This window comes from Klebsiella sp. DY2415 (assembly GCF_026314315.1).
Classification (GTDB): domain Bacteria; phylum Pseudomonadota; class Gammaproteobacteria; order Enterobacterales; family Enterobacteriaceae; genus Klebsiella; species Klebsiella ornithinolytica.
Window position 1 is genome coordinate 1,717,278 of record NZ_CP111115.1, and the last position, 24,139, is coordinate 1,741,416.

General features: G+C 58.1%; 20 protein-coding genes and 1 riboswitch. Of the genes, 10 read left to right on the plus strand and 10 right to left on the minus strand.

Annotated elements, in window-relative coordinates; all coding sequences use genetic code 11:
* Nucleotides 1-122 precede the first annotated feature (122 nt).
* Nucleotides 123-758: a helix-turn-helix domain-containing protein gene (locus OQV00_RS08065; protein ID WP_182952299.1), complete on the plus strand. Its 636-nt coding sequence runs from the start codon at nucleotides 123-125 to the stop codon at nucleotides 756-758.
* A 37-nt stretch (nucleotides 759-795) separates the two neighbouring features.
* Here the strand turns inward: OQV00_RS08065 and OQV00_RS08070 are convergent, their stop codons facing one another.
* A complete protein-coding gene (locus OQV00_RS08070; protein WP_266280133.1) occupies nucleotides 796-2,772 on the minus strand; it encodes an alkyl/aryl-sulfatase in 1,977 nt (658 codons plus the stop codon).
* A 231-nt stretch (nucleotides 2,773-3,003) separates the two neighbouring features.
* A riboswitch (TPP riboswitch) is annotated at nucleotides 3,004-3,100 on the plus strand.
* Nucleotides 3,101-3,134: 34 nt separating this feature from the next.
* On the opposite strand from OQV00_RS08070, the gene thiM reads away from it, so the two are divergent.
* Genes thiM through OQV00_RS08085 form a run of 3 tightly spaced genes read left to right on the plus strand, consistent with a single transcriptional unit; the run spans nucleotide 3,135 to nucleotide 5,496 of the window.
* Nucleotides 3,135-3,911 carry a hydroxyethylthiazole kinase gene (thiM, locus tag OQV00_RS08075; protein WP_044350880.1) on the plus strand — a complete coding sequence of 259 codons (777 nt, stop codon included), beginning with the start codon at nucleotides 3,135-3,137 and terminating at the stop codon, nucleotides 3,909-3,911.
* On the plus strand, nucleotides 3,908-4,708 hold the full coding sequence (gene thiD, locus OQV00_RS08080) for a bifunctional hydroxymethylpyrimidine kinase/phosphomethylpyrimidine kinase (protein ID WP_015583862.1): 801 nt from the start codon (nucleotides 3,908-3,910) through the stop codon (nucleotides 4,706-4,708). The genes thiM and thiD overlap by 4 nt, the downstream gene beginning before the upstream one ends.
* Nucleotides 4,709-4,749: 41 nt before the next feature.
* Nucleotides 4,750-5,496 (plus strand): GntR family transcriptional regulator, encoded by a 747-nt coding sequence (locus OQV00_RS08085; RefSeq protein ID WP_015583863.1) that lies wholly within the window; start codon nucleotides 4,750-4,752, stop codon nucleotides 5,494-5,496.
* On the opposite strand, the gene OQV00_RS08090 is transcribed toward OQV00_RS08085, so the two are convergent.
* Genes OQV00_RS08090 through OQV00_RS08100 form a run of 3 tightly spaced genes read right to left on the minus strand, consistent with a single transcriptional unit; the run spans nucleotide 5,470 to nucleotide 8,710 of the window.
* Entirely contained in the window at nucleotides 5,470-6,435 is a 966-nt protein-coding gene (locus tag OQV00_RS08090; protein ID WP_032717943.1) for a PfkB family carbohydrate kinase, read from the minus strand. The two genes, OQV00_RS08085 and OQV00_RS08090, sit on opposite strands and share 27 nt — an antisense overlap.
* A complete protein-coding gene (locus tag OQV00_RS08095; protein WP_064356844.1) occupies nucleotides 6,432-7,436 on the minus strand; it encodes an ADP-ribosylglycohydrolase family protein in 1,005 nt (334 codons plus the stop codon). The genes OQV00_RS08090 and OQV00_RS08095 overlap by 4 nt, the downstream gene beginning before the upstream one ends.
* Nucleotides 7,433-8,710 carry a nucleoside permease gene (locus tag OQV00_RS08100; protein ID WP_015583866.1) on the minus strand — a complete coding sequence of 426 codons (1,278 nt, stop codon included), beginning with the start codon at nucleotides 8,708-8,710 and terminating at the stop codon, nucleotides 7,433-7,435. The genes OQV00_RS08095 and OQV00_RS08100 overlap by 4 nt, the downstream gene beginning before the upstream one ends.
* A 247-nt stretch (nucleotides 8,711-8,957) precedes the next feature.
* Here OQV00_RS08100 and fbaB point away from each other — a divergent pair, with 247 nt between their 5' ends.
* Nucleotides 8,958-10,010, plus strand: coding sequence for a class I fructose-bisphosphate aldolase (fbaB, locus tag OQV00_RS08105; RefSeq protein ID WP_015583867.1), 1,053 nt, complete (start codon nucleotides 8,958-8,960; stop codon nucleotides 10,008-10,010).
* 242 nt (nucleotides 10,011-10,252) lie between these two features.
* Here the strand turns inward: fbaB and OQV00_RS08110 are convergent, their stop codons facing one another.
* From OQV00_RS08110 to OQV00_RS08120, 3 genes are all read right to left on the minus strand, one after another.
* On the minus strand, nucleotides 10,253-11,530 hold the full coding sequence (locus OQV00_RS08110) for an RbtT/DalT/CsbX family MFS transporter (RefSeq protein WP_155074973.1): 1,278 nt from the start codon (nucleotides 11,528-11,530) through the stop codon (nucleotides 10,253-10,255).
* A 92-nt stretch (nucleotides 11,531-11,622) separates the two neighbouring features.
* The gene (locus OQV00_RS08115) at nucleotides 11,623-13,230 is read right to left on the minus strand and encodes an FGGY-family carbohydrate kinase (protein WP_015583869.1); all 1,608 of its coding nucleotides are present in this window, start codon (nucleotides 13,228-13,230) and stop codon (nucleotides 11,623-11,625) included.
* A gap of 32 nt (nucleotides 13,231-13,262) precedes the next feature.
* Nucleotides 13,263-14,012: an SDR family oxidoreductase gene (locus OQV00_RS08120; protein WP_004864656.1), complete on the minus strand. Its 750-nt coding sequence runs from the start codon at nucleotides 14,010-14,012 to the stop codon at nucleotides 13,263-13,265.
* A 267-nt stretch (nucleotides 14,013-14,279) separates the two neighbouring features.
* On the opposite strand from OQV00_RS08120, the gene OQV00_RS08125 reads away from it, so the two are divergent.
* Complete coding sequence (locus OQV00_RS08125) at nucleotides 14,280-15,290, plus strand: LacI family DNA-binding transcriptional regulator (protein ID WP_004864654.1); 1,011 nt, start codon at nucleotides 14,280-14,282, stop codon at nucleotides 15,288-15,290.
* Nucleotides 15,291-15,322: 32 nt separating this feature from the next.
* Here OQV00_RS08125 and OQV00_RS08130 read toward each other — a convergent pair whose 3' ends face one another.
* A complete protein-coding gene (locus tag OQV00_RS08130) occupies nucleotides 15,323-16,264 on the minus strand; it encodes a sugar-binding transcriptional regulator (RefSeq protein WP_032717927.1) in 942 nt (313 codons plus the stop codon).
* A gap of 268 nt (nucleotides 16,265-16,532) precedes the next feature.
* Here OQV00_RS08130 and dalD point away from each other — a divergent pair, with 268 nt between their 5' ends.
* The 4 genes from dalD (at nucleotide 16,533) to OQV00_RS08150 (ending at nucleotide 21,435) form a co-directional block, all read left to right on the plus strand.
* Nucleotides 16,533-17,900, plus strand: a complete 1,368-nt coding sequence (gene dalD / locus OQV00_RS08135) for a D-arabinitol 4-dehydrogenase (protein ID WP_015583872.1) — start codon at nucleotides 16,533-16,535, stop codon at nucleotides 17,898-17,900.
* A gap of 9 nt (nucleotides 17,901-17,909) precedes the next feature.
* Nucleotides 17,910-19,373 carry a xylulokinase gene (xylB, locus tag OQV00_RS08140; protein WP_266280137.1) on the plus strand — a complete coding sequence of 488 codons (1,464 nt, stop codon included), beginning with the start codon at nucleotides 17,910-17,912 and terminating at the stop codon, nucleotides 19,371-19,373.
* Nucleotides 19,374-19,442: 69 nt separating this feature from the next.
* Entirely contained in the window at nucleotides 19,443-20,720 is a 1,278-nt protein-coding gene (locus OQV00_RS08145) for an RbtT/DalT/CsbX family MFS transporter (RefSeq protein WP_064356845.1), read from the plus strand.
* Nucleotides 20,721-20,772: 52 nt separating this feature from the next.
* On the plus strand, nucleotides 20,773-21,435 hold the full coding sequence (locus OQV00_RS08150; RefSeq protein ID WP_015583875.1) for an HAD family hydrolase: 663 nt from the start codon (nucleotides 20,773-20,775) through the stop codon (nucleotides 21,433-21,435).
* An 83-nt stretch (nucleotides 21,436-21,518) separates the two neighbouring features.
* Here OQV00_RS08150 and yegS read toward each other — a convergent pair whose 3' ends face one another.
* Both yegS and trhP read right to left on the minus strand, forming a co-directional pair.
* The gene (yegS, locus tag OQV00_RS08155) at nucleotides 21,519-22,412 is read right to left on the minus strand and encodes a lipid kinase YegS (RefSeq protein WP_015583876.1); all 894 of its coding nucleotides are present in this window, start codon (nucleotides 22,410-22,412) and stop codon (nucleotides 21,519-21,521) included.
* A 284-nt stretch (nucleotides 22,413-22,696) separates the two neighbouring features.
* Nucleotides 22,697-24,058: a prephenate-dependent tRNA uridine(34) hydroxylase TrhP gene (gene trhP, locus OQV00_RS08160; RefSeq protein WP_137055990.1), complete on the minus strand. Its 1,362-nt coding sequence runs from the start codon at nucleotides 24,056-24,058 to the stop codon at nucleotides 22,697-22,699.
* Nucleotides 24,059-24,139 lie beyond the last annotated feature (81 nt).

Consider the following 24,139-nt stretch of genomic DNA (forward strand, 5'->3'; position numbering starts at 1 on the left):
ATGCATGCGGGCGATAGTCCCATATGGGACTGGTCAGCAAGCGGAGTAATACCGTAGTGAATAAGCGTGATATTCGCTGCTATACTAAAGCCGACAGCCACCGGTGCTGGAAGGAGAAACGCGTGAATTTTCAGGAAGTACACAGCTATTATCAAACGCTGAAAATAGATACCTATCTCGCAGAAATAATCGAGGAAGGCGAAGCGTTATCCGTAGGAATAAATAAAAAAATAGAATTAAACCCCGGCTATATTTATTTTTGCATGGCTGGATCGATCGCGATGTTCATGCCCGGGAATGGATTAATTGTCGGTAATACCATTGAACATATGCCGGTTGGCCTGCTGGAAAGGTATTGTCCGCTGGCGAAGTTTGAATATAGTGCGGTGACGCCGGTAGAACTGATCAAAATACCCTATGCCGCGTTCGACCGTATTTTTATCCACAATAACCCGCAGCGCGTTCAGGAGCTGGTGACGATCATGGCGTACATGACTATCTTCACGCTCGATCTGCACAACGAACGTCGGCAGCTGACCAGCTATCAGACGATTCGGCCGATGCTTTTTCGGTATCTTTACCGCCAGCAAACCCATAAAGGCGAAAATGAAGGGCTGGCGCTGTTTATCATTAAGCGAACGAACCTGTCGCGGACTCACGTTTTCCGGGTGCTGGCTGACCTGAAAGCCGGGGGCTACATCACGATGGTGAGGGGCAAGCTGATCTCCATCGATCGGCCGCTGCCGGAGGAGTACTAGGGGATACTCCCGCAGCCGGGGCTGCGGGAGCGAGGCGTTACGGCGTGACGATATTGAACCAGAATTCAAACTTGTCCATATAGCCCAGCATCTCGTTCAGCTTCTCACCGTTACCGGTGACCTTCACTTCGCCCTTATCTTCAGCCTGTTTCAGGGTCTCTTCTTTCAGGATGATTTTGTTGAGCGTCGCGCGGTCAAGCACGATGGTTGCATCGGCATCTTTCGCTTCGGCATTGGCGGTGTGGTTCAACACGCCGTTTTCCAGCTCCAGCTTGTATTTGCCGCCGTCATTGCCGAGGTCGATGTTAAATACCGCTTTGGCCTTACCGGCTTTTTCACCGTTGATATGCACGGCCAGGTAGTCGAAGAACATTTCTGGCGTCATGGCGCGCACGGTGTCCGGGCTGGCGGTGTTCGGCGTCGGCAGTTTCTGCACGCCGTTACGCAATTCCTGCGCACCGGTGAGGTAGAAGTTACGCCACGGACCGGATTCGGCCTGATAGCCCAGCTGCTCCAGGGCATCCGCTTCGAGGTTACGCGCATCCTGGTTTTGCGGATCGGCGAAGACAATCTTGCTGACCACCTGGGCGACCCAGCGGTAGTTACCCTGCGAGTAGTCTTCTTTCGCTTTCTTCATGATGGCATCGGCGCCGCCCATGTATTCCACGAATTTCTTCGCCGCTTCTTCCGGCGGCAGTTCGTCGAGGGTCGCCGGGTTGCCGTCAAACCAGCCGAGATACAGCACGTAGGTGGCCTTCACGTCATGGCTGACGGAGCCGTAGTAACCGCGGTTCGCCCAGGTCTGTGCCAGGCTGTCCGGCAGCTTGAATTTGGCTGCGATTTCGTCACGGGTCAGCCCTTCGTTGGCCATGCGCAGGGTCTGGTCGTTGATATAACGATACAGGTCACGCTGGCTTTTCAGCAGGTTAACGACGTTTTCGTTGCCCCAGGTCGGCCAGTGGTGCTGAGCCATGATGATCTCAGCTTTATCACCCCAGCGTACAATCGCTTCGTTGATATATTTCGACCACGGCAGCGGTTCACGAATTTTCGCGCCGCGCAGGGAGTAGGTGTTGTGCAGGGTATGGGTGACATCTTCCGCCGATTCGATGAGTTTCTTCTCTTCGATATACCACAGCATTTCGGACGGCGCTTCGGAGCCCGGCGCCAGCATAAAGTCGTAGGTCAGGCCGTCGATAACTTCTTTCTGCCCGTCCTTCTCGATGATATTGGTCGGGGCAATCAGGGTCACGGTACCGGCGGAGGTGGTGGTCCCCAGCCCGGCGCCCACCTGGCCTTTGGCATCAGGCTTGAGCAGGTTGCCGTACATGTAGCTGGCGCGACGGCTCATGACGTTACCGGCCATGATATTTTCCGCCACCGCGGCTTCCATAAAGCCGGACGGCGCATAGATTTTGACTTTGCCCGCTTTCACGTCGGCTTCATCGATCACGCCGCGCACGCCGCCGTAGTGGTCAACGTGGCTGTGGGTGTAGATAACCGCCACGACCGGTTTTTTACCGCGGTTTTTATAGTACAGATCCATCCCCACTTTCGCCGTTTCGGCGGAAACCAGCGGGTCAACCACGGTAATCCCTTCTTTCCCTTCGATGATGGTCATGTTGGACAGGTCGAGGTTACGAATCTGGTACACGCCGTCGGTGACTTCAAACAGACCGCTGATGTTGATCAGCTGAGACTGGCGCCACAGGCTCGGGTTAACGGTATCCGGCGCTTTTTCTCCCTCTTTAATGAAGGCGTACTGCTGCGGATCCCAGACCACGTTGCCTTGCTCGCCTTTGATGACCTCGGTAGGCAGGGCGGCGATAAAGCCTTTGTGGGCGTTGGTGAAATCGGTGTTATCGGAGAAAGGGAGCTGATTATACAGTGCGTCATTCGCTTGCTTTGTTGCTGCTGTTGCCTCTCCCGGTGCAACCTCAGCCCAGGCGGGAAGGGTAATGGCCGATAGCATTCCTGCTAATGCCATTCCTTTCACTATGGGGGTTAAGCTCATTGGAATCCTCATGTTTTCGTTGATTCACTCGGTATTTTCGATATGACGTCATGTTAAGATTTGTAACACTTACTTAAACAATAACCGCTTGTTTCCATTGATCAAGTTTATGGTTACAAAAATGTTTATTTAGTTAATAAATGGTATTGGCGGCGTTGGGGGGATCGCGGCGGGGCGCTTGCGTCAGGCGTCGGCTTCCCGTAACCTGCCTGCAGAGAACGTTTATATCTTCTCAATGACTCGGGGTGCCCTTCCTGGTGAAGGCTGAGAAAGACCCGTACCACCTGATCTGGATAATGCCAGCGTAGGGAAGTCAGAGACCAAAGGGTCGTTGCTTCTTCATCGCCTGGCTGGAGCAAACGATGCAAGCTGAGCCTCTCAATCCCGCGCATATTGCGCATCTGCAACATCTTTTTCGCCGTCATTCCCCCCTTGTTCACTGCATGACTAACGATGTGGTACAGACCTTTACTGCCAACGTACTGCTGGCGGTCGGCGCCTCGCCCGCGATGGTGATCGATCCGCAGGAAGCGAGCCAGTTTGCGGCGCTCGCGGATGCGCTGCTGATTAACGTCGGAACCTTAACCGTCGACCGTGCGCAGGCGATGCGCGCCGCGGCACTCAGCGCGCAAAACGCGGGCAAACCGTGGGCGCTGGATCCGGTGGCGGTCGGGGCGTTAACCCTGCGCAGCGCGTTTTGCCATGAATTGTTGAGCCTGCAACCCGCCGCCATTCGCGGCAATGCGTCTGAGATTATGGCGCTGGCCGGAATGAGCGCCGGCGGACGCGGGGTCGATACTACCGATACCGCGGCGGCGGCGCTGCCCGCCGCACAGGCCCTGGCGCGGCAGATCAATACCATTGTCGCGGTGACCGGCGAAGTAGATTACGTCACCGACGGCCAGCGTACGCGTGCGGTCAGCGGCGGCGATCGGTTGATGACCCGGGTCGTGGGGACCGGCTGTGCGCTTTCGGCGGTGGTGGCGGCCAGTACCGCCATGCCTGGCGATCGCCTCGAAAACGTTGCTGCCGCCTGCGGGCTGATGAAACAGGCGGGCGGCGCGGCGGCGCGCGGCAGAGGGCCGGGCAGTTTTACCCCGGCATTTCTTGACGCGCTGTACGGGGAGAACAACGGATGAAACGAATTAATGCGCTGACTATTGCCGGTACTGATCCCAGCGGCGGCGCGGGGATCCAGGCCGACCTGAAAACTTTCTCTGCCCTCGGGGCCTATGGTTGTTCGGTGATCACCGCGCTGGTGGCGCAAAACACCCGCGGCGTGCAGTCGGTCTATCGCATCGACCCGGATTTTGTTGCCGCACAGCTGGATTCGGTATTCAGCGACGTCCGTATCGATACCACGAAAATTGGCATGCTGGCGGAAACGGATATCGTGGAAGCCGTGGCGGAGCGTCTGGCGCGCTATCAGATTGACAACGTTGTCCTGGATACGGTCATGCTGGCGAAAAGCGGCGATCCGCTGCTCTCGGCTTCGGCGGTGGCGACGCTACGCACCCGCCTGCTGCCGCAGGTTTCGCTGATCACGCCGAATCTGCCGGAGGCGGCGGCGCTGCTGGATGCGCCGCACGCGCAGAGCGAGAAAGAGATGCTGGAGCAGGGGCGGGCGCTGCTGGCGATGGGCTGCGGCGCAGTGCTGATGAAAGGCGGTCATCTCGACAACGCGGAAAGCCCGGACTGGCTGTTTACCCGCGATGGCGAGCAGCGCTTCACCGCGCCGCGGGTCCAGACTAAAAATACGCACGGAACCGGCTGTACGCTCTCCGCGGCGCTGGCGGCGCTGCGCCCGCGCTATCGCGACTGGGGAGAGACGGTTGCCGAGGCGAAAGGCTGGCTCTCTGCGGCGCTGGCGCAGGCGGATTCGCTGGAGGTGGGCCACGGTATCGGGCCGGTTCACCATTTCCACGCGTGGTGGTAAGCCTGATATACTGGCGTGAGAATTCTGCCAGGAAAAGATAAATGGAACAGGCGCATACCCGGTTAATTAGCCAGCTTGTTGAACGGATTGCGGCGTCGGATAACGCGCCGCTCTATCTGAAGTTTGCCGACACGATTAAGGATGCCGTGCGCAGCGGCTGGCTGGAAAATGGCAATATTCTTCCCGGTGAACGCGATCTCAGCCAGCTGACCGGCGTGTCGCGCATCACCGTCCGCAAAGCGCTCCAGCTGCTGGAAGACGAAGGCGTGGTGACCCGCTCGCGGGGTTACGGGACGCAGATCAACAATATCTTTGAATATTCGCTGAAAGAAGCGCGCGGCTTTACTCAGCAGGTGGTTTTACGCGGCAAGAAGCCGGATACGCTGTGGGTGAATAAACGCGTTGTCAAATGTCCGGAGGAGGTTGCCCGCCAGCTGGCAATCGCGGTGGGCAGCGATGTATTTATGCTCAAACGCATTCGGTATGTTGACGAGGACGCGGTCTCGCTCGAAGAGTCCTGGGTGCCTGCGCATCTGATCCATGACGTCGATGCGATCAGCGTCTCGCTGTATGACTACTTTCGCAGCCAGCAGATTCTGCCGCAGCGGACCCGCTCGCGCGTCAGCGCCCGGATGCCGGACGCCGAATTTCAGTCGCATATTAAAATGGACAGCGCCATCCCGGTGCTGGTGATCAAACAGGTTGCCCTCGATCAGTACCAGCACCCCATTGAATACAGCATCAGCTACTGCCGCAGCGATCTATACGTTTTTGTGTGCGAGGAGTAGCGCTTCGCGGTGCGGGGCGCAATCGCCGCCCCGATGGCCCACGACCCAGGCCGCAACGGCATTCCCCAGCGTCACCGCCTCCCCCAGACTCCAGCCGGCGGCCAGCCCGGCAAGCGTACCGCCGGCGTGACTGTCCCCGGCGCCGATCGTATCGACGACCGTGGTCGGGAAAGGGGCGGCGAGACCGCTCTCCTGCGGGCTGAAATAGCAGGCGCCTTCTTTATCCAGACGCACAATCAGCGGTGCGGCATATTTCTTCAGCCAGGCGGCGCCAAATGCGCTGACCTCGGGCGAAAATCCGTGCGCTTCAGCCGCGATGACGGCTTCCTGGCGGTTGACGGAAACCAGTGGCTTCAGGGCCATCAGACGCGTCATCAGCGTTTCGGGAATATCGGCAATCCGCGGGCCAAAGTCGATAAAGGCGCTTACCTGCGGCTGCCGTTCCAGCCAGGAGACCAGTCGTTCGCCGCTGGCGGATGCCAGCTGATAGCCGGAAAGATAGACCAGGCTGCCGGAGGGGGCATGCACGCGTTCGAGCCACGCATCACACCACTGATTTTCCACACCGCTGAAGGACATAAAGGTCCGCTCGCCGTCCGGCTCTACCAGCGCCAGGCACCAGCCATTGTCGCCGTCTGCCTGGCTGATGACGCTGGTTAACCCCTCTTTGGCGAGGCGCTGGCGGATAATTTCCGCCCACACGCCCTGGCCAATCGGCAGCGCATTTTGTGCATCGATCCCCAGCCTTTTTAAGGTCACGGCGATGTTTAACGCGCAGCCGCCGACATTAACGCTCTGTTGCTGCAGTTCGATATCACATCCGCGCCAGGGCAGAGCATAGGCGTCGGCGATCACGTCAATCACCGCGGCGCCGAGGACGGTGACCGGACGTTGCGCCTTCAGCGTGGCCAGTTTATCCGTTAACTGTTGGGCATTCATTCGGCCTCCCGCTGCTGACGATAGTGCATCAGGGCATCGGCGTAGCGCGTGAAGTCCAGCTTATTGACCTCGTCCAGGCGTGCCTTGAAAGCACTATCGATGGCGGAAATCCCGTGTAACGCGCCGCAAATCGCCGTCGCCATGGCCCCGATGGTATCGGTATCGCCGCCCAGATTGGCGCAGAGAATGGCGCAGCGGTTAGGGTCGGTACCGGCCAGTTCCACCATCGCTATCGCGCACGGGACGGATTCAATGGTGCTGGTTCCGGCGCCAATCAGCTGATAAAGCTGCTCGCTGGCAGACTCGAGGCCATCTGCCTGGCGTACGGTGCGTAACGCCAGCTCAATACGCAGCGCCAGCGAGGCGCTAAAGGTTGTGGTCTTCTGTTCCTGCGCGTGGCGCGCCACGGCCGGCAGGGCGTCAACAATCGCTGGCCAGCCGGCGCCGTCAACGGCGCGGGAGATTGCCCAGGCGATAACCGTCGCGCCGGCGATGGCTAAATCCGATTTATGCGTCGGGCTGGAGGCCGCGGCCACGTCGCTGATAAATGCATCAAGATTGTCGCCCGGCAGCAGGCAGCCCAGCGGCGAGGCGCGCATCGCCGCGCCGTTGGTCACGCCGTTATTGTCCAGTTCGCTTACCGGTTTGCCGTTGCGAATCGCGTTGAGAGCAATTTTCGATGTCGGTCCTAAGACGTTTTTATTAAATGCATCAAAGCCTTCTGCCCAACGCAGAATATGTCGGCCAATGACATCCGGGACGATCTGCCCGTCGCATTCGATAATGGCGTCAGCGAGGCACAGGGCCATCGAGGTGTCATCGGTAAATTCCGCCTCGGCAAAGTAGCAGGCGGCGTTATTCTCCGCCGGGCCCGGCAGGAAGCGGTCGATCCAGCCAAAATGGGCTTTCACCCGCGATCGTGGCCATAGCTCTGACGGCATGCCCATCGCATCCCCTAACGCCTGCCCGTAAAGAGCACCGAGAATACGTTCTGCTTTCATTTCACTTCCCCTTGTTTAAGCTCAGCATTTTCTGTATCGACGTCGATGGTCGTAATTTCTTTGTCCGATTCCCGGAAAAACACCATGAACAGCACGGCGATAATCGCAATCATTATGGCGCCGAACGTCCACATGCCCGCCCAGTTGAAGGTGAGCCCGTTGACGGGTTGCGGGTAGGCGAACATTTTTTCCATCATCACGCCGCCGAGGCGGTAACCGAGCAGGCTGCCAAAGCCCTGGCAGCAGAGCGTAATTAACCCCTGGGCCGCATTACGCATCGATACCGGCGCCTTCTTATCAACGTAGATATAGGCGGTAACGTAGTAAAAATCGTAGCTGACGCCGTGCAGCAGAATGCCGAGGAACATCAGCGTATAGGTGAAATAGTTCTCCGCGCCGCCGAAGACAAAAAAGCCATAGCGAATGGCGGCGGTGATCAGACCAAGTAACAGAACCTTTTTAATACCAAACCGTTTAGTAAAGAACGGCAGAGCCAGCATAAAGAAGATTTCAGAGAACTGGCCGAGGGTCATCCATCCGGTGGCGTGCTTCATGCCGGCTTCGGTGAGGTAGCCGTTGGCGAAGATGTAATAGAAGGCCAGCGGCATGGCAAACAGAAAAGAGCAGAAGAAAAAGACGAGGAAGTTTTTGTCGCGCAGCAGGATTAACGCATCCAGCCCCAGCATCACTTTCAGGTCCAGTTTTCCACGGCTTTTCGGCGGCGTGTCCGGCAGGAACAGGGCAAAGACGCCGAGCAGCGCAGAGCTGCCGGCGGCAATCAGCAGCGGGACATTGGTGGGCGAAATGTCGCTCAGACCGAACATCTGCGGTAAAAATCCGCATACCAGCCCGGAGCCGATCCAGCCGATCGTCCCCATCACCCGAATCCGCGGGAAATCGCGCTCAACGTCCGCCACGTTAGAAAAGGCGATGCTGTTGGTCAGCGCAATGGTCGGCATGTAGGTTAACGAGTAGGCGAGCAGGAGCGGGAAGAAGCCGCCGAAGGTCGTCTGCTGCGCGGCGAAGTACATCAATATCGCCCCGGCGAACATCAGCACCGCCAGCACTCTCTGTGCGGAAAAGAAGCGGTCGGTCAGCGATCCCACCAGGATCGGCGAAAGAATCGCGGCGATGGCGGTACAGGCATAGGACCAGCCGATTTCACCGGCGCTGAAGCCGCTTTTACTCAGCCACAGCCAGAGAGGGACAAACCAGGCTCCCCAGATAAACCATTCAACGAACATCATGAACGACAGCTTTGCTGTAGTTTTCATCTTTAGATCCTTCATGACAGGTATGGTACGCCTTTAAGATACCACTTGATAATACCTTTAAAATACCTTTGAGCGGATTGTTTGAGCAGGCTAACACTTTTTGTCCCTGAATCGTGCCAGCTGAAATGGCTGAAAAGTGCGATTCCGGCTGGAAAATATGCTAAGACGGTACCAGGCTTAACCTGCCCAAATAAGTGGGTCAGGATAATACATGCCGGCTGCGGCCGGCACTTACGGGAGCATAGCTATGACTGATATTACGCAGTTGCTTGGCAAAGATGCCGACAGCCTTTTACAGCACCGTTGTATGACCATTCCAGCCGACCAGCTTTATCTGCCGGGGGCGGATTACGTTGACCGGGTCATGGTGGATAACAATCGTCCGCCGGCGGTGCTGCGTAATATGCAGACCCTGTACAATACGGGGCGCCTGGCCGGAACCGGATACCTTTCCATCCTGCCGGTAGACCAGGGCGTGGAACACTCGGCGGGCGCCTCTTTTGCCGCCAACCCGCTCTACTTTGATCCGAAAAATATCGTCGAACTGGCTATCGAAGCCGGTTGTAACTGCGTAGCGTCCACCTATGGCGTACTGGCCTCGGTATCGCGTCGGTATGCGCACCGCATTCCCTTCCTGGTGAAGCTAAATCATAACGAGACGCTGAGTTACCCGAACACCTTCGACCAGACGCTGTACGCCAGCGTTGAGCAGGCCTTTAATATGGGGGCGGTGGCGGTGGGCGCGACGATCTATTTCGGTTCCGAAGAGTCGCGTCGGCAGATTGAAGAGATCTCCGCGGCGTTTGAACGCGCGCATGAACTGGGGCTGGTGACCGTGCTGTGGGCCTATCTGCGTAACCCGGCGTTTAAGAAAGATGGCGTCGATTATCATGTGTCGGCCGATTTAACCGGGCAGGCTAACCATCTGGCGGCCACCATTGGCGCCGATATCGTGAAGCAGAAAATGGCGGAAAATAACGGCGGCTATAAGGCGGTGAACTTTGGTTACACTGACGATCGCGTCTATAGCAAGCTGACCTCGGAGAATCCTATCGATCTGGTCCGTTATCAGCTGGCGAACTGCTATATGGGACGCGCCGGGTTGATTAACTCCGGCGGCGCGGCGGGCGGTGAAACTGACCTGTCTGATGCCGTACGTACGGCGGTCATCAATAAGCGTGCGGGCGGGATGGGGCTGATTCTCGGTCGTAAAGCGTTTAAAAAATCGATGAGCGACGGCGTGAAGCTGATCAACGCCGTACAGGATGTTTACCTCGATGGCAAAGTGACGATCGCCTGATCCTGTATGCGGTAAAAAAATTGCTCTGTCGGGCGTCATGCTGGCCACTTAAGGTGACCAGCATTTTTTTTGCTTTATCACCGGCGAGGACAGCCTCGCCTGCAGACGTGTTGAAAACCTGACAGCGCCGCATAAAAAACCGCCAATCTCTGTGAGGTGACGGATTCTTACACCTTTGCCGGATCGGTCAGCCGACCCGTAAACGATCGGCATTACTCTCTGTCGGGAAGGGGTTTTTATGCTCAGGAGACGCTCGTTTTCAGCGCGACGGCGACGGAGGGGCGGGTCACGCCCGGCTGCTCGACGCGAATATAGGCGCAGAGGAAAAAGGCCAGCACGTACAGCGCGGTGTACGCCACCACCACCCCAATCGTACTGAAGTACGGCAGCAGCACCACCGCAATCGCCGGCGCCAGGAAGTTGGACAGCCCCGCCGACAGGTTGTAGACCGAAATGGCCGCCCCTTTATGCTGCGGCTCCAGCGCCGGGAAGACCGCCGCCATCGGCACAAACGCCGCCACAAAAATCCCCAGCGCAATCGCCGGCACCAGCGCCATGGCAAAGTTATGCCCGAAATGCTGCGGGATGTAGTAAAACGCCAGGCTCGACAGCGCCATCCCGATACAGCCAAACCAGCGAATCACCTTCATCCAGCCCATCTTCTCCGCCACGATCCCCCAGAAAACGTTAGAGAAAATGGTGGTGAAGAAGAAAGCCGCCCACACCTGGAGCCACTCGGAGGTGGTAAAGCCCAGCTCATCGACAAACATCAATGGCATGATCACCGCAAAGCCAAACAGCGACAGGGTGTTGATGATGCGCACCATGCTGGAAAGCAAAATATTACGGTTGGTGTAGAGCAGGGTGGCGGCGCGCCCCAGCTCGGCAAACTTCTCGCGGGTGGTGAGGTTCTGCATATGGCGCGGCGTCTGAATATGGCGCAGCGAGACGAGGGCGATAATGCCGCCGGTGACGCAGAACACCAGCGCCAGCCACAGGGTGCCCAGCTCGCCGATGTGCGGGATGGTAAAGCTCGGGATATAGCTGCCGAACACGCCAATACCAATTGAGTAAACCGCCCAGAACCAGCCCAGCGCCGAGCTGGCGCCGTCGCTTTTCACGTTGTGCACGATGGCGACGATAAAGGAGTAGAGGAACAGCGGGTAGGCAAAGCCGCGAATACCGTAGAACAGCAGGATCAGCGGGTAGTTGGCGTGGCCGAGGCCAAAAATCAGGAACAGCACGTGGAACACGCACCACAGCACAAAGCCGATCAGCATGGTTTTCTGCGGGGTGATGATCTCGGCGACCACGCCGGAGATCCACGCCGACAGGGCGGCGGCGAGGCCGTAGAGGGTAAAGGCGAAAGAAGCCTGGGCCGGGGTGAAACCCAGCTCCTTGATGTAGTGCGAGAGAAAAGCCAGCTCAAAGCCGTCGCCGGTCATAAACACGGCGATGGCGATGTATCCCCAGATCAGATTCAGCGGCAGACCGAACCACTGTTTGCTATTCACGGACATAATGACCTCGTTTTCAGGGTGCAGGAAGACACTCCGGTGTCGTCACCGGAGGTTTTTTTATTATTAAAAGAGTGGGGCAGAGTCTCGGGACGCTACTCCCGAATCAGCCGGGCGGCCTGTTGCAACGCCAGGTAAGCTTCGTAGCGACGCTGATGAAGCGCTTGATATTGCGTCGTACAGCGGTAGGTTTTATCTACCCGGGTGAATTGCTTCATCGCTTCCGGCAGCGAGGCGGAAACCCGGCCGGCCACGGCGCCCAGAATGGCCGAACCTAACAGCACCGGTTCGCTGCATTCGGTGCTGACAATCGTCATACCGCAGGCATCGGCCAGCAGCTGGCGCACCAGCGGATGCTGCCCTGCGCCGCCGCTGATGACGATATTCTCGCTGTTAATCCCGCAGGCCTTTTGCGCGTCAACAATCTGCCGCAGGCCGTAGCCGATACCGCATAATCCCGCGACGTAGAGCGCCAGCAGATTATCCAGATCGCGCTCCATGCCCAATCCGGCAATGACCGCTTTGGCATCCGGGTCCGCCAGCGGCGCGCGGTTACCTAAGAACTCCGGCACCACGTGCAGTCCGGCGGCGAGTCCGGCGGCCTCGGAAGGGGTCGCCACCTGGGCCAGCACCCGATCGGCGAGATAGACCGGCAGCGGTACGCCCGCTTCCTGTGCCAGCTCGCGTGCCTGCGCCGCCGCAGGATGGAAACTTAACAGCTGGTCGATGGCGGCGCCTGCCGCGCTTTGCCCGCCTTCGCTCAGCCACAGGCCCGGTACCATGGCAGAGTAGTAAGGCCCCCAGACGCCGGGCACGAAGACGGCGTCTGGGGTGGTAGTCATGGTGCAGGAGGAGGTGCCGAAAACATAGGCCATGTTGCTGACCGCGCCGTTGAGAACCCCCACGGTGCCGATACCGCCGGCGTGGGCATCAATCATGCCCACCGCTACAGGGGTACCGACCGGCAGGCCCATCTCGTGCGCCACTTCTGCGCAAAGGCCCTGACCGCACGGCGTTCCCGGGTCGACAATACGCTGGCCAATGCGCGCAAAGTTATCTTCGGCCAGATCTCCCAGACCAATCTGCCGGAAGTAGCCGGCATCCCAGCGCTGCTCATGGGCCAGGTAGGTCCATTTGCAGGTGACGGTACACACCGAACGAGCTAAGTCGCCGGTGGCGCGCCAGGTCAGGTAATCGGCCAGGTCGAAAAAGTGGCGCGCCTGCTCATAGATATGCGGGCGGTTCTCCTTGAGCCAGAGGATTTTCGGCGTTTCCATCTCCGGCGAAATCCTGCCGCCGACGTACTGCAATACGGCATGTCCGGTGGTGTTAATCTGCTCCGCCTGGCCGATGGCGCGGTGATCCATCCAGACGATGATGTTGCGGTCAGGATCGTCGGAAGGCCCGACCGCCAGCGGCTCTCCGTTTTCACCAACCACGACTAACGAACAGGTGGCGTCAAAACCAATCCCGGCGACCGACTCCGGCGGCATGCCGGAGTGCGCCACGGCGGTTTTAATACACTCGCAGACCGCCTGCCAAATCTGGCGGCTGGATTGTTCCACCTGGTTTCCCGCGCTGCGAAACAGGGTGATTTCCCGCGTGGCATGGGCAAGCAGCTTGCCCTGAAGGTTGAAGATGCCGGCGCGCACGCTGCCGGAGCCGACATCAACGCCAATAATGGTTTGGGTATCGTTATTCATAAAGCCGTCCTTAAGCCTCCCGGGTTAAATAATCACAGATCGACGCTGTTAGGCAGGATAACGAGATCGCGTACGGTCACGTTTTTCGAGCGCGTTACCATAAACAGCACCGACTCCGCGACTTCAATCGGCTGCATCAGGCTGCCGTTGGCCAGCGCCTCTTCCATTTTTTCTTTCGGCCAGTCGTCAAGCAGGGCGGTTACTACCGGGCCCGGTAAGACGGCACCGACGCGCACGCCGTGCTGCGAAACCTGGCGGCGGGTGGTGTGTACAAAGGCCTGCACGGCGAATTTTGAGGCGGTGTAAATCGGTTCCCAGATGACCGGCACGACGCCGGCGATGGAGCTGGTAAAGATGATGTCACCGGACTTTTGCGCAATCATGTGCGGGAGTACGCTGCGCACGCAGCGGAAGGCGGCGTTGGTATTGAGATGCAGGACGCGATCCCAGACGTCCGGGTCGCCTTCGGCCACCGGTCCGCCGATGTAGGCGCCGGCATTTGCATGGAAAATATCCAGTCGCCCGGTGAGATTGAGAATGCCGGCCAGAATATTATCGACCTGATCGGCCTGCATTAAATCCACCTGCAGCGCGAAGGCGTTTTCGCCGAGTTCAGCCACAATCTTAGTGAGTTTTTCGCCTTCCCGGTCGATCAGCACCACTTTGGCGCCCGCCGCGAGCAGGGTTCTGGCGCATTCGAGGCCGATACCGGATGCCGCACCGGTGACGGCGGCGACTTTACCATTGAGAGAAGTATTCATAGAGGATACAGAGTGGTTCATTTTATAATCCTTCATTGAGTCTGTTTGGTCAGTCGATCTGGTCCTCGATAAGCATGGGCCAGCGTTGATGTTATGCATGAAAAATTGTTAAGGTGTTGAATCAAAGCGTTATTTATAAATATGCGCTGAAAACTGAGCGATGAATAACGTCATTCGCCATGGAGCATAATGGTTGCTCAATCGATGAAGCTAATGTTGCGCCAGCTTCATCGATTGAGCAAGTGGGGAAATTAACAGCGAAATGAATTTGTGACGCAAGTTGGGAAAATGAAAAAAATCACTATCTACGATCTGGCGGAATTGTCCGGCGTTTCGGCCAGCGCGGTCAGTGCAATCCTCAATGGCAACTGGAAAAAACGGCGTATCAGCGCCAAACTTGCGGAAAAGGTGACGCGGATTGCTGAAGAGCAGGGCTACGCGATAAACCGCCAGGCCAGCATGCTGCGCAGTAAAAAATCGCATGTGATCGGCATGATTGTTCCCAAATACGACAACCGTTACTTCGGCTCCGTTGCGGAAAGCTTTGAAGAGATGGCGCGTGAGCGCGGTCTGCTGCCGATTATCACCTGTACCCGTCGTCGCCCTGAGCTGGAGATCGAAGCGGTGAAGGCGATGCTCTCCTGGCAGGTGGATTGGGTGGTAGCGACCGGGGCGACGAACCCGGATAAAATTACCGAGCTTTGTCAGCAGGCGGGGGTGCCTACCGTGAATCTCGATCTGCCGGGGACGCTTGCGCCGTCGGTCATTTCGGACAACTACGCCGGCGCCCGAGCGTTGACGGATAAGATCCTCGACAACAGCGCCAGGCGTCACGGCAGGCTGGCGCCGCTGACCTTCGTCGGCGGGCGCAGCAGCGACCACAATACCCTCGAACGTCTGCGCGGCTTTCGCGACGCGCACCAGGCGCGGGGCCTGAGCGTTCCCGATGAGAACGTGCTGGCTCCCGGTTATTCAAAGGGCAAAGTCGAGGCCTGTATGCAGGCCCGGTTCAGTACCCCGGAGGAACATCTGCAGGGGCTCTTCGTCAACTCGACGATTTCGCTGGAAGGGGTGGTCAGATGGCTGGCGCAGCTGGGATTAACCGGCACCGAGCAGCCGCCGATGGGCTGCTTCGACTGGGACCCGTTTGTCTATCTTCTCGGTCACGATATCGATATGGTGCAGCAGAATGTCCCGGCGATGCTGGAGGCGGTGTTCAGCATTATTGATGCCGGCGAGGCCCGCCAACAGCTGGTCGAGATCCCGCCGCTGCTGATCGGTAGCCGCGAACACCTCTGAGTCGTTGAGCGCGGCGGCGGCATGGCCTGCCGCTAGCGCGTCAGCAGCCAGCGGGCGGTGTGCTCATCCGTGACCAGGCCATTGATCCAGCCCCCCTTCAGCGCCGCCAGAATCGCCGGACGTTTATATTCTCCGCAGGCCACCGCAATGCGCGGGCACTGATTCTGGCGAATATCGTAGCTGGTGATCATCCGGTTGATATTACTCTCCACCACGCCGCCGTCGGCATCAATGAAGCGGCCGAGAATTTCGCCAATCCCGCCCTGGGCCGTCAGCTCATCCAGCTGCGCCTGGTTGATAAAGCCGTCTTTAAAGATGGGGCTGTTGGTGCCAAGCGGGCCGATGCCGACGAAAATCACGTCCGCCTGCTGCGCCACGCCTGAGACGTTGCGGAACAGGCGGCTGGTGCACCACATTTCATGTTCATCTACGGTTTGCGCGTAGCGCGGCGCGGGCCATTGATAATATTTGGCCTGGATTTTTCGCGCCAGCAGCAGAGGAACATCGTCGTAATAGTTGCACTGGCCGTCGGCGTCCATGGCGCTGATCAGCGCCACGCAGCGCGTATTCAGGCTGTCGAAGTCGATCCGCTGCATGGTCTTTTTCAGCGTCAGCCCGGAGCCGATGCCGATAATTTTCGCTTTATCATCCTGCAGATAGCGGGCCATCAGCTGGTAACAGCCGAAAGAGACGCTGTCCAGCGTGCTCTCTTCGCTCCACGCGGGAACGATATTGCAGTCGACCAGCCGGTATTTCTCCTGCAACAGCTGCGCGTAGTCGAGGCAGTTGGCCACCGGATGGTGAAGGCCGATCGAGACGATTCCCTCTTCTTTAGCGGCGGCGATCATTCGCTGTACCACCGGCCTTGAAGTCCCCAGCTGGCTGGCGATCTCGCTTTGATTCAGACCGGCAATATAGTACATCCATGCGGCGCGGACCTTCTGATCCAGCCTGATATCTTCTTCTTTACCCATGATTCCCTGCCTTAAGCGTATGGTCATAAACAGGCCCGGCCTCATTCGATCCGATAAAGGGTTCCCGCGGTCTCTGGCGTCAGGAGTCTGCATGGCGAATGATTCAGGTGATAGCCGCATTCTCGCCGCGGTTTTTAAATCAGGCAAGCTTTTGCTCTTATTTGGTCATTTGTAATTTTATTGGGTAATTGCTCTTTTGTGATCTATGGCTCTTATTTGGAACAAATGATCATCTACAGTGAGTCCCATCACTCAAGGAGATCAGAATATGAATCAGCAATTCACATGGCTTCACATCGGTCTGGGTTCATTTCATCGTGCGCACCAGGCGTGGTATCTGCATCGGTTGATCGCATCCGGCGATACGCGCTGGCATATCGCGGCGGGCAATATTCGTCAGGATGCCGAGCAGGTGGTTGAGGCGCTTATCGCCCAGAACGGGCGCTACGTTCTGGAAACCGTCAGCCCGGAAGGGGAGCGCGAATATGAAGAGATCGCCTCGATTCAAAAACTGCTGCCGTGGCAGAACGGACTGCAGCCGCTGATTGACGAAGGGGCAAACCCGCAGACCAAAGTTATCGCCTTTACCGTGACGGAAGGGGGGTACTACCTGAATACCAGCCATAAGCTGGAGACCAGCAATGCGGATTTAATTAACGATCTGCAGGGGGGCTGCAAAACCATCTACGGCACCATCGCACGCATTCTGGAAAAACGCATGGCGGATAACGCCGGACCGCTGACGCTGCTCAACTGCGATAACGTTCGCCACAACGGCGAGCGCTTTCACGACGGGCTGGTGGAGTTTCTCCAGTTAACCGGCAAGCGGGCGGTAATAGCATGGCTGGCGGCGAATGCGACCTGCCCGAACACCATGGTGGACCGCATCACGCCGCGGCCAGCGGCCGATCTGCCGGCGCGCATCAAGGCGCAAACCGGTATTGACGATAAAGCGCCGGTGATGGGCGAGACCTTTATTCAGTGGGTGGTCGAAGATAATTTCCGCGCTGAGCGTCCGAACCTGGAGGCCGTCGGCGTGGAGATGGTTGACTCGGTTATCCCTTACGAAGAGGCTAAAATCCGCATTCTGAATGCGTCGCACAGCTGTATCGCGTGGGCCGGTACGTTAATGGGTCAACGCTATATCCACGAAAGCACGTTGACCGATTTTATTTACGCTATTGCCGACCGCTACGTCACCGAAGATGTGATTCCGTGCCTCGGCGACAACGGAATCGATCTGGCGACCTACCGCGACGTGGTCCTTAAGCGCTTCACCAACCCCTATATTCAGGACACCAACCAGCGGGTTGCGGCGGATGGGTTCTCAAAAATCCCGGCGATGATCGCCCCGACCCTACAGGAGTGCTATCAGCGCGGTGCCCGCCCGGAGGCGACGGCCATGCTGCCCGCGCTGTTCTTTGTCTTTATGGAACAGTGGCACAAAGGCACTCTGCCTTACGAATACCAGGATGGCATTCTCGATGCTCAGGCGGTCCATGAAATGTTTGAATCCAGCGACCCGATTGCGCTTTATGCCAAAGATCGGGCGCTGTTTGGTTCCCTGGCTGAACGGGCTGATTTCCTGGCGCTGATGCGCGAGAAGATTGCCGCCGTCTATTCCCTGATTCAGTAGGAGCGGGCTATGTACTTAGGCATCGATCTTGGCACCTCGGAAGTGAAAGCGCTGGTTATTGATGAGAATAATGCGGTTGTCGCCAGCCATAGCGCGCCGTTGACTATTCAGCGGCTTCATCCGCACTGGTCAGAACAGGCGCCGCAGGCGTGGTGGGAAGCCACGGAATATCTGGTCGCCACACTGCGGGAAAAATGTGGCCATCACTGGTCCGCGATTAAGGCCGTTGGCCTCTCCGGGCAGATGCACGGGGCGGTACTGCTGGATAGCGGCGGGGAGGTGATCCGTCCGGCCATTTTGTGGAACGATACGCGCTGTGCCCAGGAGTGTCGTGAGCTGGAGGAGAGGGCGCCTGAGCTGCATCAGGTCGCCGGAAACCTGGCGATGCCGGGCTTCACCGCACCAAAACTGCTGTGGGTGCGCCGTCACGAGCCGGCAAACTTTCAGCGCACGGCAACGGTGATGCTGCCGAAGGATTATCTGCGCTACAAAATGACCGGTAAAAAAATCTCCGATATGTCGGATGCCGCCGGGACGCTGTGGCTGGACGTGGCGAAACGCGACTGGTCCGATGCGCTGCTGGATAAGTGTGGCCTGTCGCGCAGTCAGATGCCGACGCTGGTTGAAGGTTGCGAGGTGTCCGCCACCCTGGACCCGCAGGTTGCCGCGCGCTGGGGCCTGAATCCCTCGGTGGTGGTGGCCGGCGGCGGTGGCGATAACGCGGTCAGCGCGATCGGCGTCGGCGCGGTCTCGCCGGGCGATGCATTTATCTCGCTGGGCACTTCCGGAGTGTTGTTCGTGGTGACCGATGCCTATCGGCCGGCGCCGCAGTCGGCGGTGCACGCCTTCTGCCACGTCTTACCGAACCTGTGGCATCAGATGAGCGTGATGCTCAGCGCCGCCAGCTGCCTGCAGTGGTTCTGCCGTTTAACCAGTACCACCGAAGTGGCGCTGTTGGAAGAGATTGCCCAGTTGAGCGAGGAAGAGAAAGCCAACGCACCGTTCTTTCTGCCCTATCTTTCCGGGGAACGTACGCCGCATAACGATCCGGACGCGCGCGGAATGTTCTGGGGGATGACCCATTCCAGCCTACGTGCCCAGCTGGGTTACGCGGTGCTGGAGGGGGTGAGTTTCGGTATCAACGATGGCTTGCAGGTACTGAAAGAGAGCGGCACGCGGATTGAACAGTGTTCGCTGGTCGGCGGCGGCGCCCGCAGTCCGTTCTGGGCGCAGCTGCTGGCGGATATTCTTGCTATGCCGGTTGTGACCCACAAAGGCGGCGAAACCGGCGGTGCGCTGGGGGCGGCGCGGTTGGCCTGTCTGGCGGCAGGGAAACCGCTGGCTGCCGTCTGCGAAAAACCAGAGGTCTACCAGACCTGGCGCGCCGCGCCTGAACGCCATCACATTCTGATGCAACGCTATGCGCAATTTAAAGCGCTATATCTCAACGACCTGAATTACCGACATCACTGATTTTAATAATAAAAAATCCTCCGGTGGTTGCACCGGAGAGTCTTCCTGCACCCTGAAAACGAGGTCATTATGTCCGTGAATAGCAAACAGTGGTTCGGTCTGCCGCTGAATCTGATCTGGGGATACATCGCCATCGCCGTGTTTATGACCGGCGACGGCTTTGAGCTGGCTTTTCTCTCGCACTACATCAAGGAGCTGGGTTTCACCCCGGCCCAGGCCTCCTTCGCCTTTACCCTCTACGGCCTCGCCGCCGCCCTGTCGGCGTGGATCTCCGGCGTGGTCGCCGAGATCATCACTCCGCAGAAAACCATGCTGATCGGCTTTGTGCTGTGGTGCGTGTTCCACGTGCTGTTCCTGATTTTTGGCCTCGGCCACGCCAACTACCCGCTGATCCTGCTGTTCTACGGTATTCGCGGCTTTGCCTACCCGCTGTTCCTCTACTCCTTTATCGTCGCCATCGTGCACAACGTGAAAAGCGACGGCGCCAGCTCGGCGCTGGGCTGGTTCTGGGCGGTTTACTCAATTGGTATTGGCGTCTTTGGCAGCTATATCCCGAGCTTTACCATCCCGCATATTGGCGAGCTGGGCACCCTGTGGCTGGCGCTGGTGTTCTGCGTCACCGGCGGCATTATCGCCCTGGTCTCGCTGCGCCATATTCAGACGCCGCGCCATATGCAGAACCTCACCACCCGCGAGAAGTTTGCCGAGCTGGGGCGCGCTGCCACCCTGCTCTACACCAACCGTAATATTTTGCTTTCCAGCATGGTGCGCATCATCAACACCCTGTCGCTGTTTGGCTTTGCGGTGATCATGCCATTGATGTTTGTCGATGAGCTGGGCTTTACCACCTCCGAGTGGCTCCAGGTGTGGGCGGCTTTCTTCTTCACCACCATTTTCTCCAACGTACTGTGGGGGATCCTCGGCGAGAAACTGGGCTGGATGAAAGTAGTGCGCTGGTTTGGCTGCATCGGGATGGCGCTGTCGAGTCTGGCGTTTTACTACATCCCGCAGCATTTCGGGCATAACTTTGCCATGGCGCTGGTGCCGGCGATTGCGCTGGGGATTTTCGTGGCGGCGTTTGTGCCGATGGCGGCGGTCTTCCCGGCGCTGGAGCCGCAGCATAAAGGGGCGGCCATTTCGGTCTACAACCTGTCGGCGGGGCTGTCCAACTTCCTGGCGCCGGCGATTGCGGTGGTGCTGCTGCCGTACTTCAGTACGATTGGGGTGGTGGTGGCGTACACCGCGCTGTACGTGCTGGCCTTTTTCCTCTGCGCCTATATTCGCGTCGAGCAGCCGGGCTTTACCCTGAAGCCTGTGCCTGCGCGCAAAAGCGTTGAGTTTTCCTGACACAGTTCCCGGGCTGACAGGCGAGCCCCGTCAGCCCGGTTTGAGGTAGAAGATGAGCATCAAAGCGGTTATTTTTGACATGGATGGGGTGATTATTGATTCAGAAGCCCTGTGGCGGCAGGCGCAACGGGAGGCGCTGGCCAGCTGGGGGGCGACGGTCAGCGAGGAGGAGTGTGAAACGCTGACGAAAGGTAAACGACTGGACGATATTGCCCGCGTGTGGTGTCGGCACTGCCGGCTGGCGATTGCGCCACAGCAGCTGGAAGCGCTCATTTTACAACGCATCGTTGGATTAATTACCGCCAAAGGAGCGGCGATGAGCGGCGTCAACGAGACATTGGCGCATTTTCGTGGCCTGGGCTACCGGATTGCGCTGGCGACCTCCTCATCTCACCAGGTGATTTCCGCGGTACTCGATAAGCTCTCTCTGCGCTCCTGTTTTGATGTGATTTCCAGCGCCGATGATGAGGCGTGGGGCAAACCGCACCCGGCGGTCTACCTCTCGACCCTGGGCAAGCTGGGGCTGAGCGCCGGGGAGTGTCTGGTTATCGAGGACAGTTTTCATGGCTTTTGCGCAGCGCAGGCGGCGGGCATTGCCACGGTCGTGATTGCGCCAGACTGCCAGCATCCGCGTTTTGCCGCCGCCGTCGCCCGCCATCGCTCGTTACCGGAACTGCTGCAGACGCGCTCTGAGCCTGCTCTGGCCCTCGGGTAACGACCTTATCGGTGAGCGCAGAAGCCCTGGAGATGTAAACGGTCTTTTAATCTCTTCGTTCTGCGCTCACTTTCCACCTGGTATTATTTCAGCAGCGCGCAGTCCGGCGGCAGGCGGCAGCGCAGGGCGCCCGGGAGAATTTCCATGCGGAAATGCTTACCGCTCAGCGGCTCGCCATCGAGGTTAAAGGTCATCTCGTGCGGCGCGGTGATTTCAAACCACGACGACACGCCGTCCACCAGGTTAGGGGAGTTGTCGGGGTTCGCCAGGGTAGTAAACAGCGCGGGGAGCAGCTCTTCGCCGGTAAAAACCCGCAAATGCAGCAGACCATCGTTAATCAGGGCCTGGGGGCAAAGCTGCTGACCGCCACCGGCCTGACGACCATTACCGATACCAATAACCAGCGCGTTTCCGCTCCAGCTAAAGTTTTCGCCGCGGATTTCGCAGCGGTCGGGTTTCAGGGTGTCCATACGCATCAGGCCATGAATCAGATAGGAGACGCCGCCCAGCGCGGCTTTGAGTTTTTCCGGCGTTTCGGTGGTGATCCGGGTGCCGAAGCCACCGGTTGCCATATTAATAAAGCCGGTTTTGTCATTCACTCGCGCCACGTCTATGGCGATATCGCGGCCGACGATCGCCAGTTTCAGGGCGCTGGCGAGATCTTGCGGGATCCCGACGCTGGTGGCGAAATCATTGGCGGTACCCAGCGGCAGAATACCGAGCGGCACCTGGCTCTGACGTTGGACCAGCGCCGTGGCGACCTCATTGATGGTGCCATCGCCGCCGCCGGCAATCACCGTCCCCACCTTAAGCTGCAGCGCTTCATCGACAAAACGGACGGCATCGCCTTTTTCCCAGGTCACACGGACATGGATGTCGACACCTTCCTCGCGCAACAGCGCGATCGCTTCGCGCAACTGCGGCTCGTTAGCTCCTTTGCCATTGAGAATCAGTAAGCTGGCTGGAAACACGGGCATAGTTATGGCTTCCTTTTTGTACGAGATGCAGAAAGTGTACCCCATGAAGGCGAGGATGGACATTTTGTAAAACCGGACGGCGGCGAGAAAAGAAGGAGCGCACAGCGGCGTGATAAAAAATAAGCCCGCGTAAGGGAGATTACGCAGGCTAAGGAGGTGGTTCCTGGTACAGCTAGCATTTATGGGTTATGTTTTTCAGCAGGATGGATGATACCCGCTTCAAACGAAGCGGTGTGTGATCCGTTTCTAATATCCGTGCATCCTGAAAAAATAACCCTGATAAACTAGTTGCTATGCGGATTTCTGGTCGTCTGACCAGTAAAGTTGCGCATCAGCAGAGCATACTGCAGCTCCATCTCTTCCGGCACAGGTAACCATACTGTATAGCCATCGCCAGGGGCGACCGGCATTGCCTCGCCTTTGGCATTCACCATATGTTCAAGGGTGAAGTTAACGTTGCCCTGCGGGGTCATCAGCTCAAGGCTGTCGCCGACGGAAAATTTATTCTTCACCGCCACGGCGGCCAGCTGGCCGTTGCGCTCGCCGGTAAATTCACCGACAAACTGCTGGCGCTCGGAGAGGGAATAACCGTACTCGTAGTTCTGATAGTCGTCATGGGTATGACGACGCAGGAAGCCTTCGGTGTAGCCGCGGTGGGCCAACCCTTCCAGCGTTTCCAGCAGGCTTTCGTCAAACGGTTTACCCGCCGCGGCGTCATCGATAGCCTTGCGGTAAACCTGAGCGGTGCGCGCGCAGTAATAGAACGATTTAGTGCGGCCTTCGATTTTCAGCGAGTGCACGCCCATCTGCGTCAGGCGCTCGACGTGCGCAATGGCGCGCAGGTCTTTGGAGTTCATGATGTAGGTGCCGTGTTCATCTTCGAAGGCGGTCATGTATTCGCCAGGTCGTTTGGCCTCTTCAATCATAAACACCCGGTCGGTTGGCGCGCCGATCCCCAGCGTCGGTTCGACGGTCTTGACCGGAATCGACTCATGCTGGTGGACGATATTGCCGACGTCGTCTTCTTTGCCTTCCTGGACGTTATATTCCCAGCGGCAGGCGTTGGTGCAGGTGCCCTGGTTCGGATCGCGTTTGTTGATATAGCCCGAGAGCAGGCAGCGGCCGGAATAGGCCATGCACAGGGCGCCGTGGACGAAAATCTCGAGTTCCATCTCCGGGACCTGGCTGCGGATTTCGCCGATTTCATCCAGCGACAGTTCGCGGGAAAGAATGACCCGGCTCAGCCCCATCTGCTGCCAGAATTTAACGGTCGCCCAGTTAACGGCGTTGGCCTGGACCGACAGATGAATCTGCATATCGGGGAAGTTTTCCCGTACCAGCATGATCAAACCCGGATCGGACATAATCAGCGCGTCCGGCCCCATATCCACCACCGGCTTCAGATCGCGAATGAAGGTTTTCAGCTTGGCGTTGTGCGGCGCAATGTTGACGACCACGTAGAATTTTTTCCCCAGCTGATGGGCTTCATTGATGCCCAGCTGCAGGTTTTCATGGTTGAATTCGTTGTTGCGCACGCGCAGAGAGTAACGCGGCTGGCCAGCATAAACGGCGTCTGCGCCATAAGCGAAGGCGTAACGCATATTTTTCAGCGTTCCCGCCGGGGAAAGGAGTTCCGGTTTAAACATGATGTTCTCGTTCTGATGACAGGTCAGATTCGCCACACCTGATGCGGCGACTTGGGGAAGCACCGTTATGAACAGTGCCCA

Bases quoted from the DNA above. Each gene is read 5' to 3' on its own strand.
- OQV00_RS08130 (WP_032717927.1), bottom strand. From the start codon at position 16,264: ATGGGTAAAGAAGAAGATATCAGGCTGGATCAGAAGGTCCGCGCCGCA.
- OQV00_RS08110 (WP_155074973.1), bottom strand. From the start codon at position 11,530: ATGTCCGTGAATAGCAAACAGTGGTTCGGTCTGCCGCTGAATCTGATC.
- thiD (WP_015583862.1), top strand. From the start codon at position 3,908: ATGAAACGAATTAATGCGCTGACTATTGCCGGTACTGATCCCAGCGGC.
- OQV00_RS08115 (WP_015583869.1), bottom strand. From the start codon at position 13,230: ATGAATAACGATACCCAAACCATTATTGGCGTTGATGTCGGCTCCGGC.
- OQV00_RS08145 (WP_064356845.1), top strand. From the start codon at position 19,443: ATGTCCGTGAATAGCAAACAGTGGTTCGGTCTGCCGCTGAATCTGATC.
- OQV00_RS08120 (WP_004864656.1), bottom strand. From the start codon at position 14,012: ATGAACCACTCTGTATCCTCTATGAATACTTCTCTCAATGGTAAAGTC.
- yegS (WP_015583876.1), bottom strand. From the start codon at position 22,412: ATGCCCGTGTTTCCAGCCAGCTTACTGATTCTCAATGGCAAAGGAGCT.
- fbaB (WP_015583867.1), top strand. From the start codon at position 8,958: ATGACTGATATTACGCAGTTGCTTGGCAAAGATGCCGACAGCCTTTTA.
- OQV00_RS08095 (WP_064356844.1), bottom strand. From the start codon at position 7,436: ATGAAAGCAGAACGTATTCTCGGTGCTCTTTACGGGCAGGCGTTAGGG.
- dalD (WP_015583872.1), top strand. From the start codon at position 16,533: ATGAATCAGCAATTCACATGGCTTCACATCGGTCTGGGTTCATTTCAT.
- OQV00_RS08085 (WP_015583863.1), top strand. From the start codon at position 4,750: ATGGAACAGGCGCATACCCGGTTAATTAGCCAGCTTGTTGAACGGATT.
- OQV00_RS08090 (WP_032717943.1), bottom strand. From the start codon at position 6,435: ATGAATGCCCAACAGTTAACGGATAAACTGGCCACGCTGAAGGCGCAA.
- thiM (WP_044350880.1), top strand. From the start codon at position 3,135: ATGCAAGCTGAGCCTCTCAATCCCGCGCATATTGCGCATCTGCAACAT.
- OQV00_RS08100 (WP_015583866.1), bottom strand. From the start codon at position 8,710: ATGAAAACTACAGCAAAGCTGTCGTTCATGATGTTCGTTGAATGGTTT.
- xylB (WP_266280137.1), top strand. From the start codon at position 17,910: ATGTACTTAGGCATCGATCTTGGCACCTCGGAAGTGAAAGCGCTGGTT.
- OQV00_RS08070 (WP_266280133.1), bottom strand. From the start codon at position 2,772: ATGAGCTTAACCCCCATAGTGAAAGGAATGGCATTAGCAGGAATGCTA.
- OQV00_RS08125 (WP_004864654.1), top strand. From the start codon at position 14,280: ATGAAAAAAATCACTATCTACGATCTGGCGGAATTGTCCGGCGTTTCG.
- OQV00_RS08150 (WP_015583875.1), top strand. From the start codon at position 20,773: ATGAGCATCAAAGCGGTTATTTTTGACATGGATGGGGTGATTATTGAT.
- trhP (WP_137055990.1), bottom strand. From the start codon at position 24,058: ATGTTTAAACCGGAACTCCTTTCCCCGGCGGGAACGCTGAAAAATATG.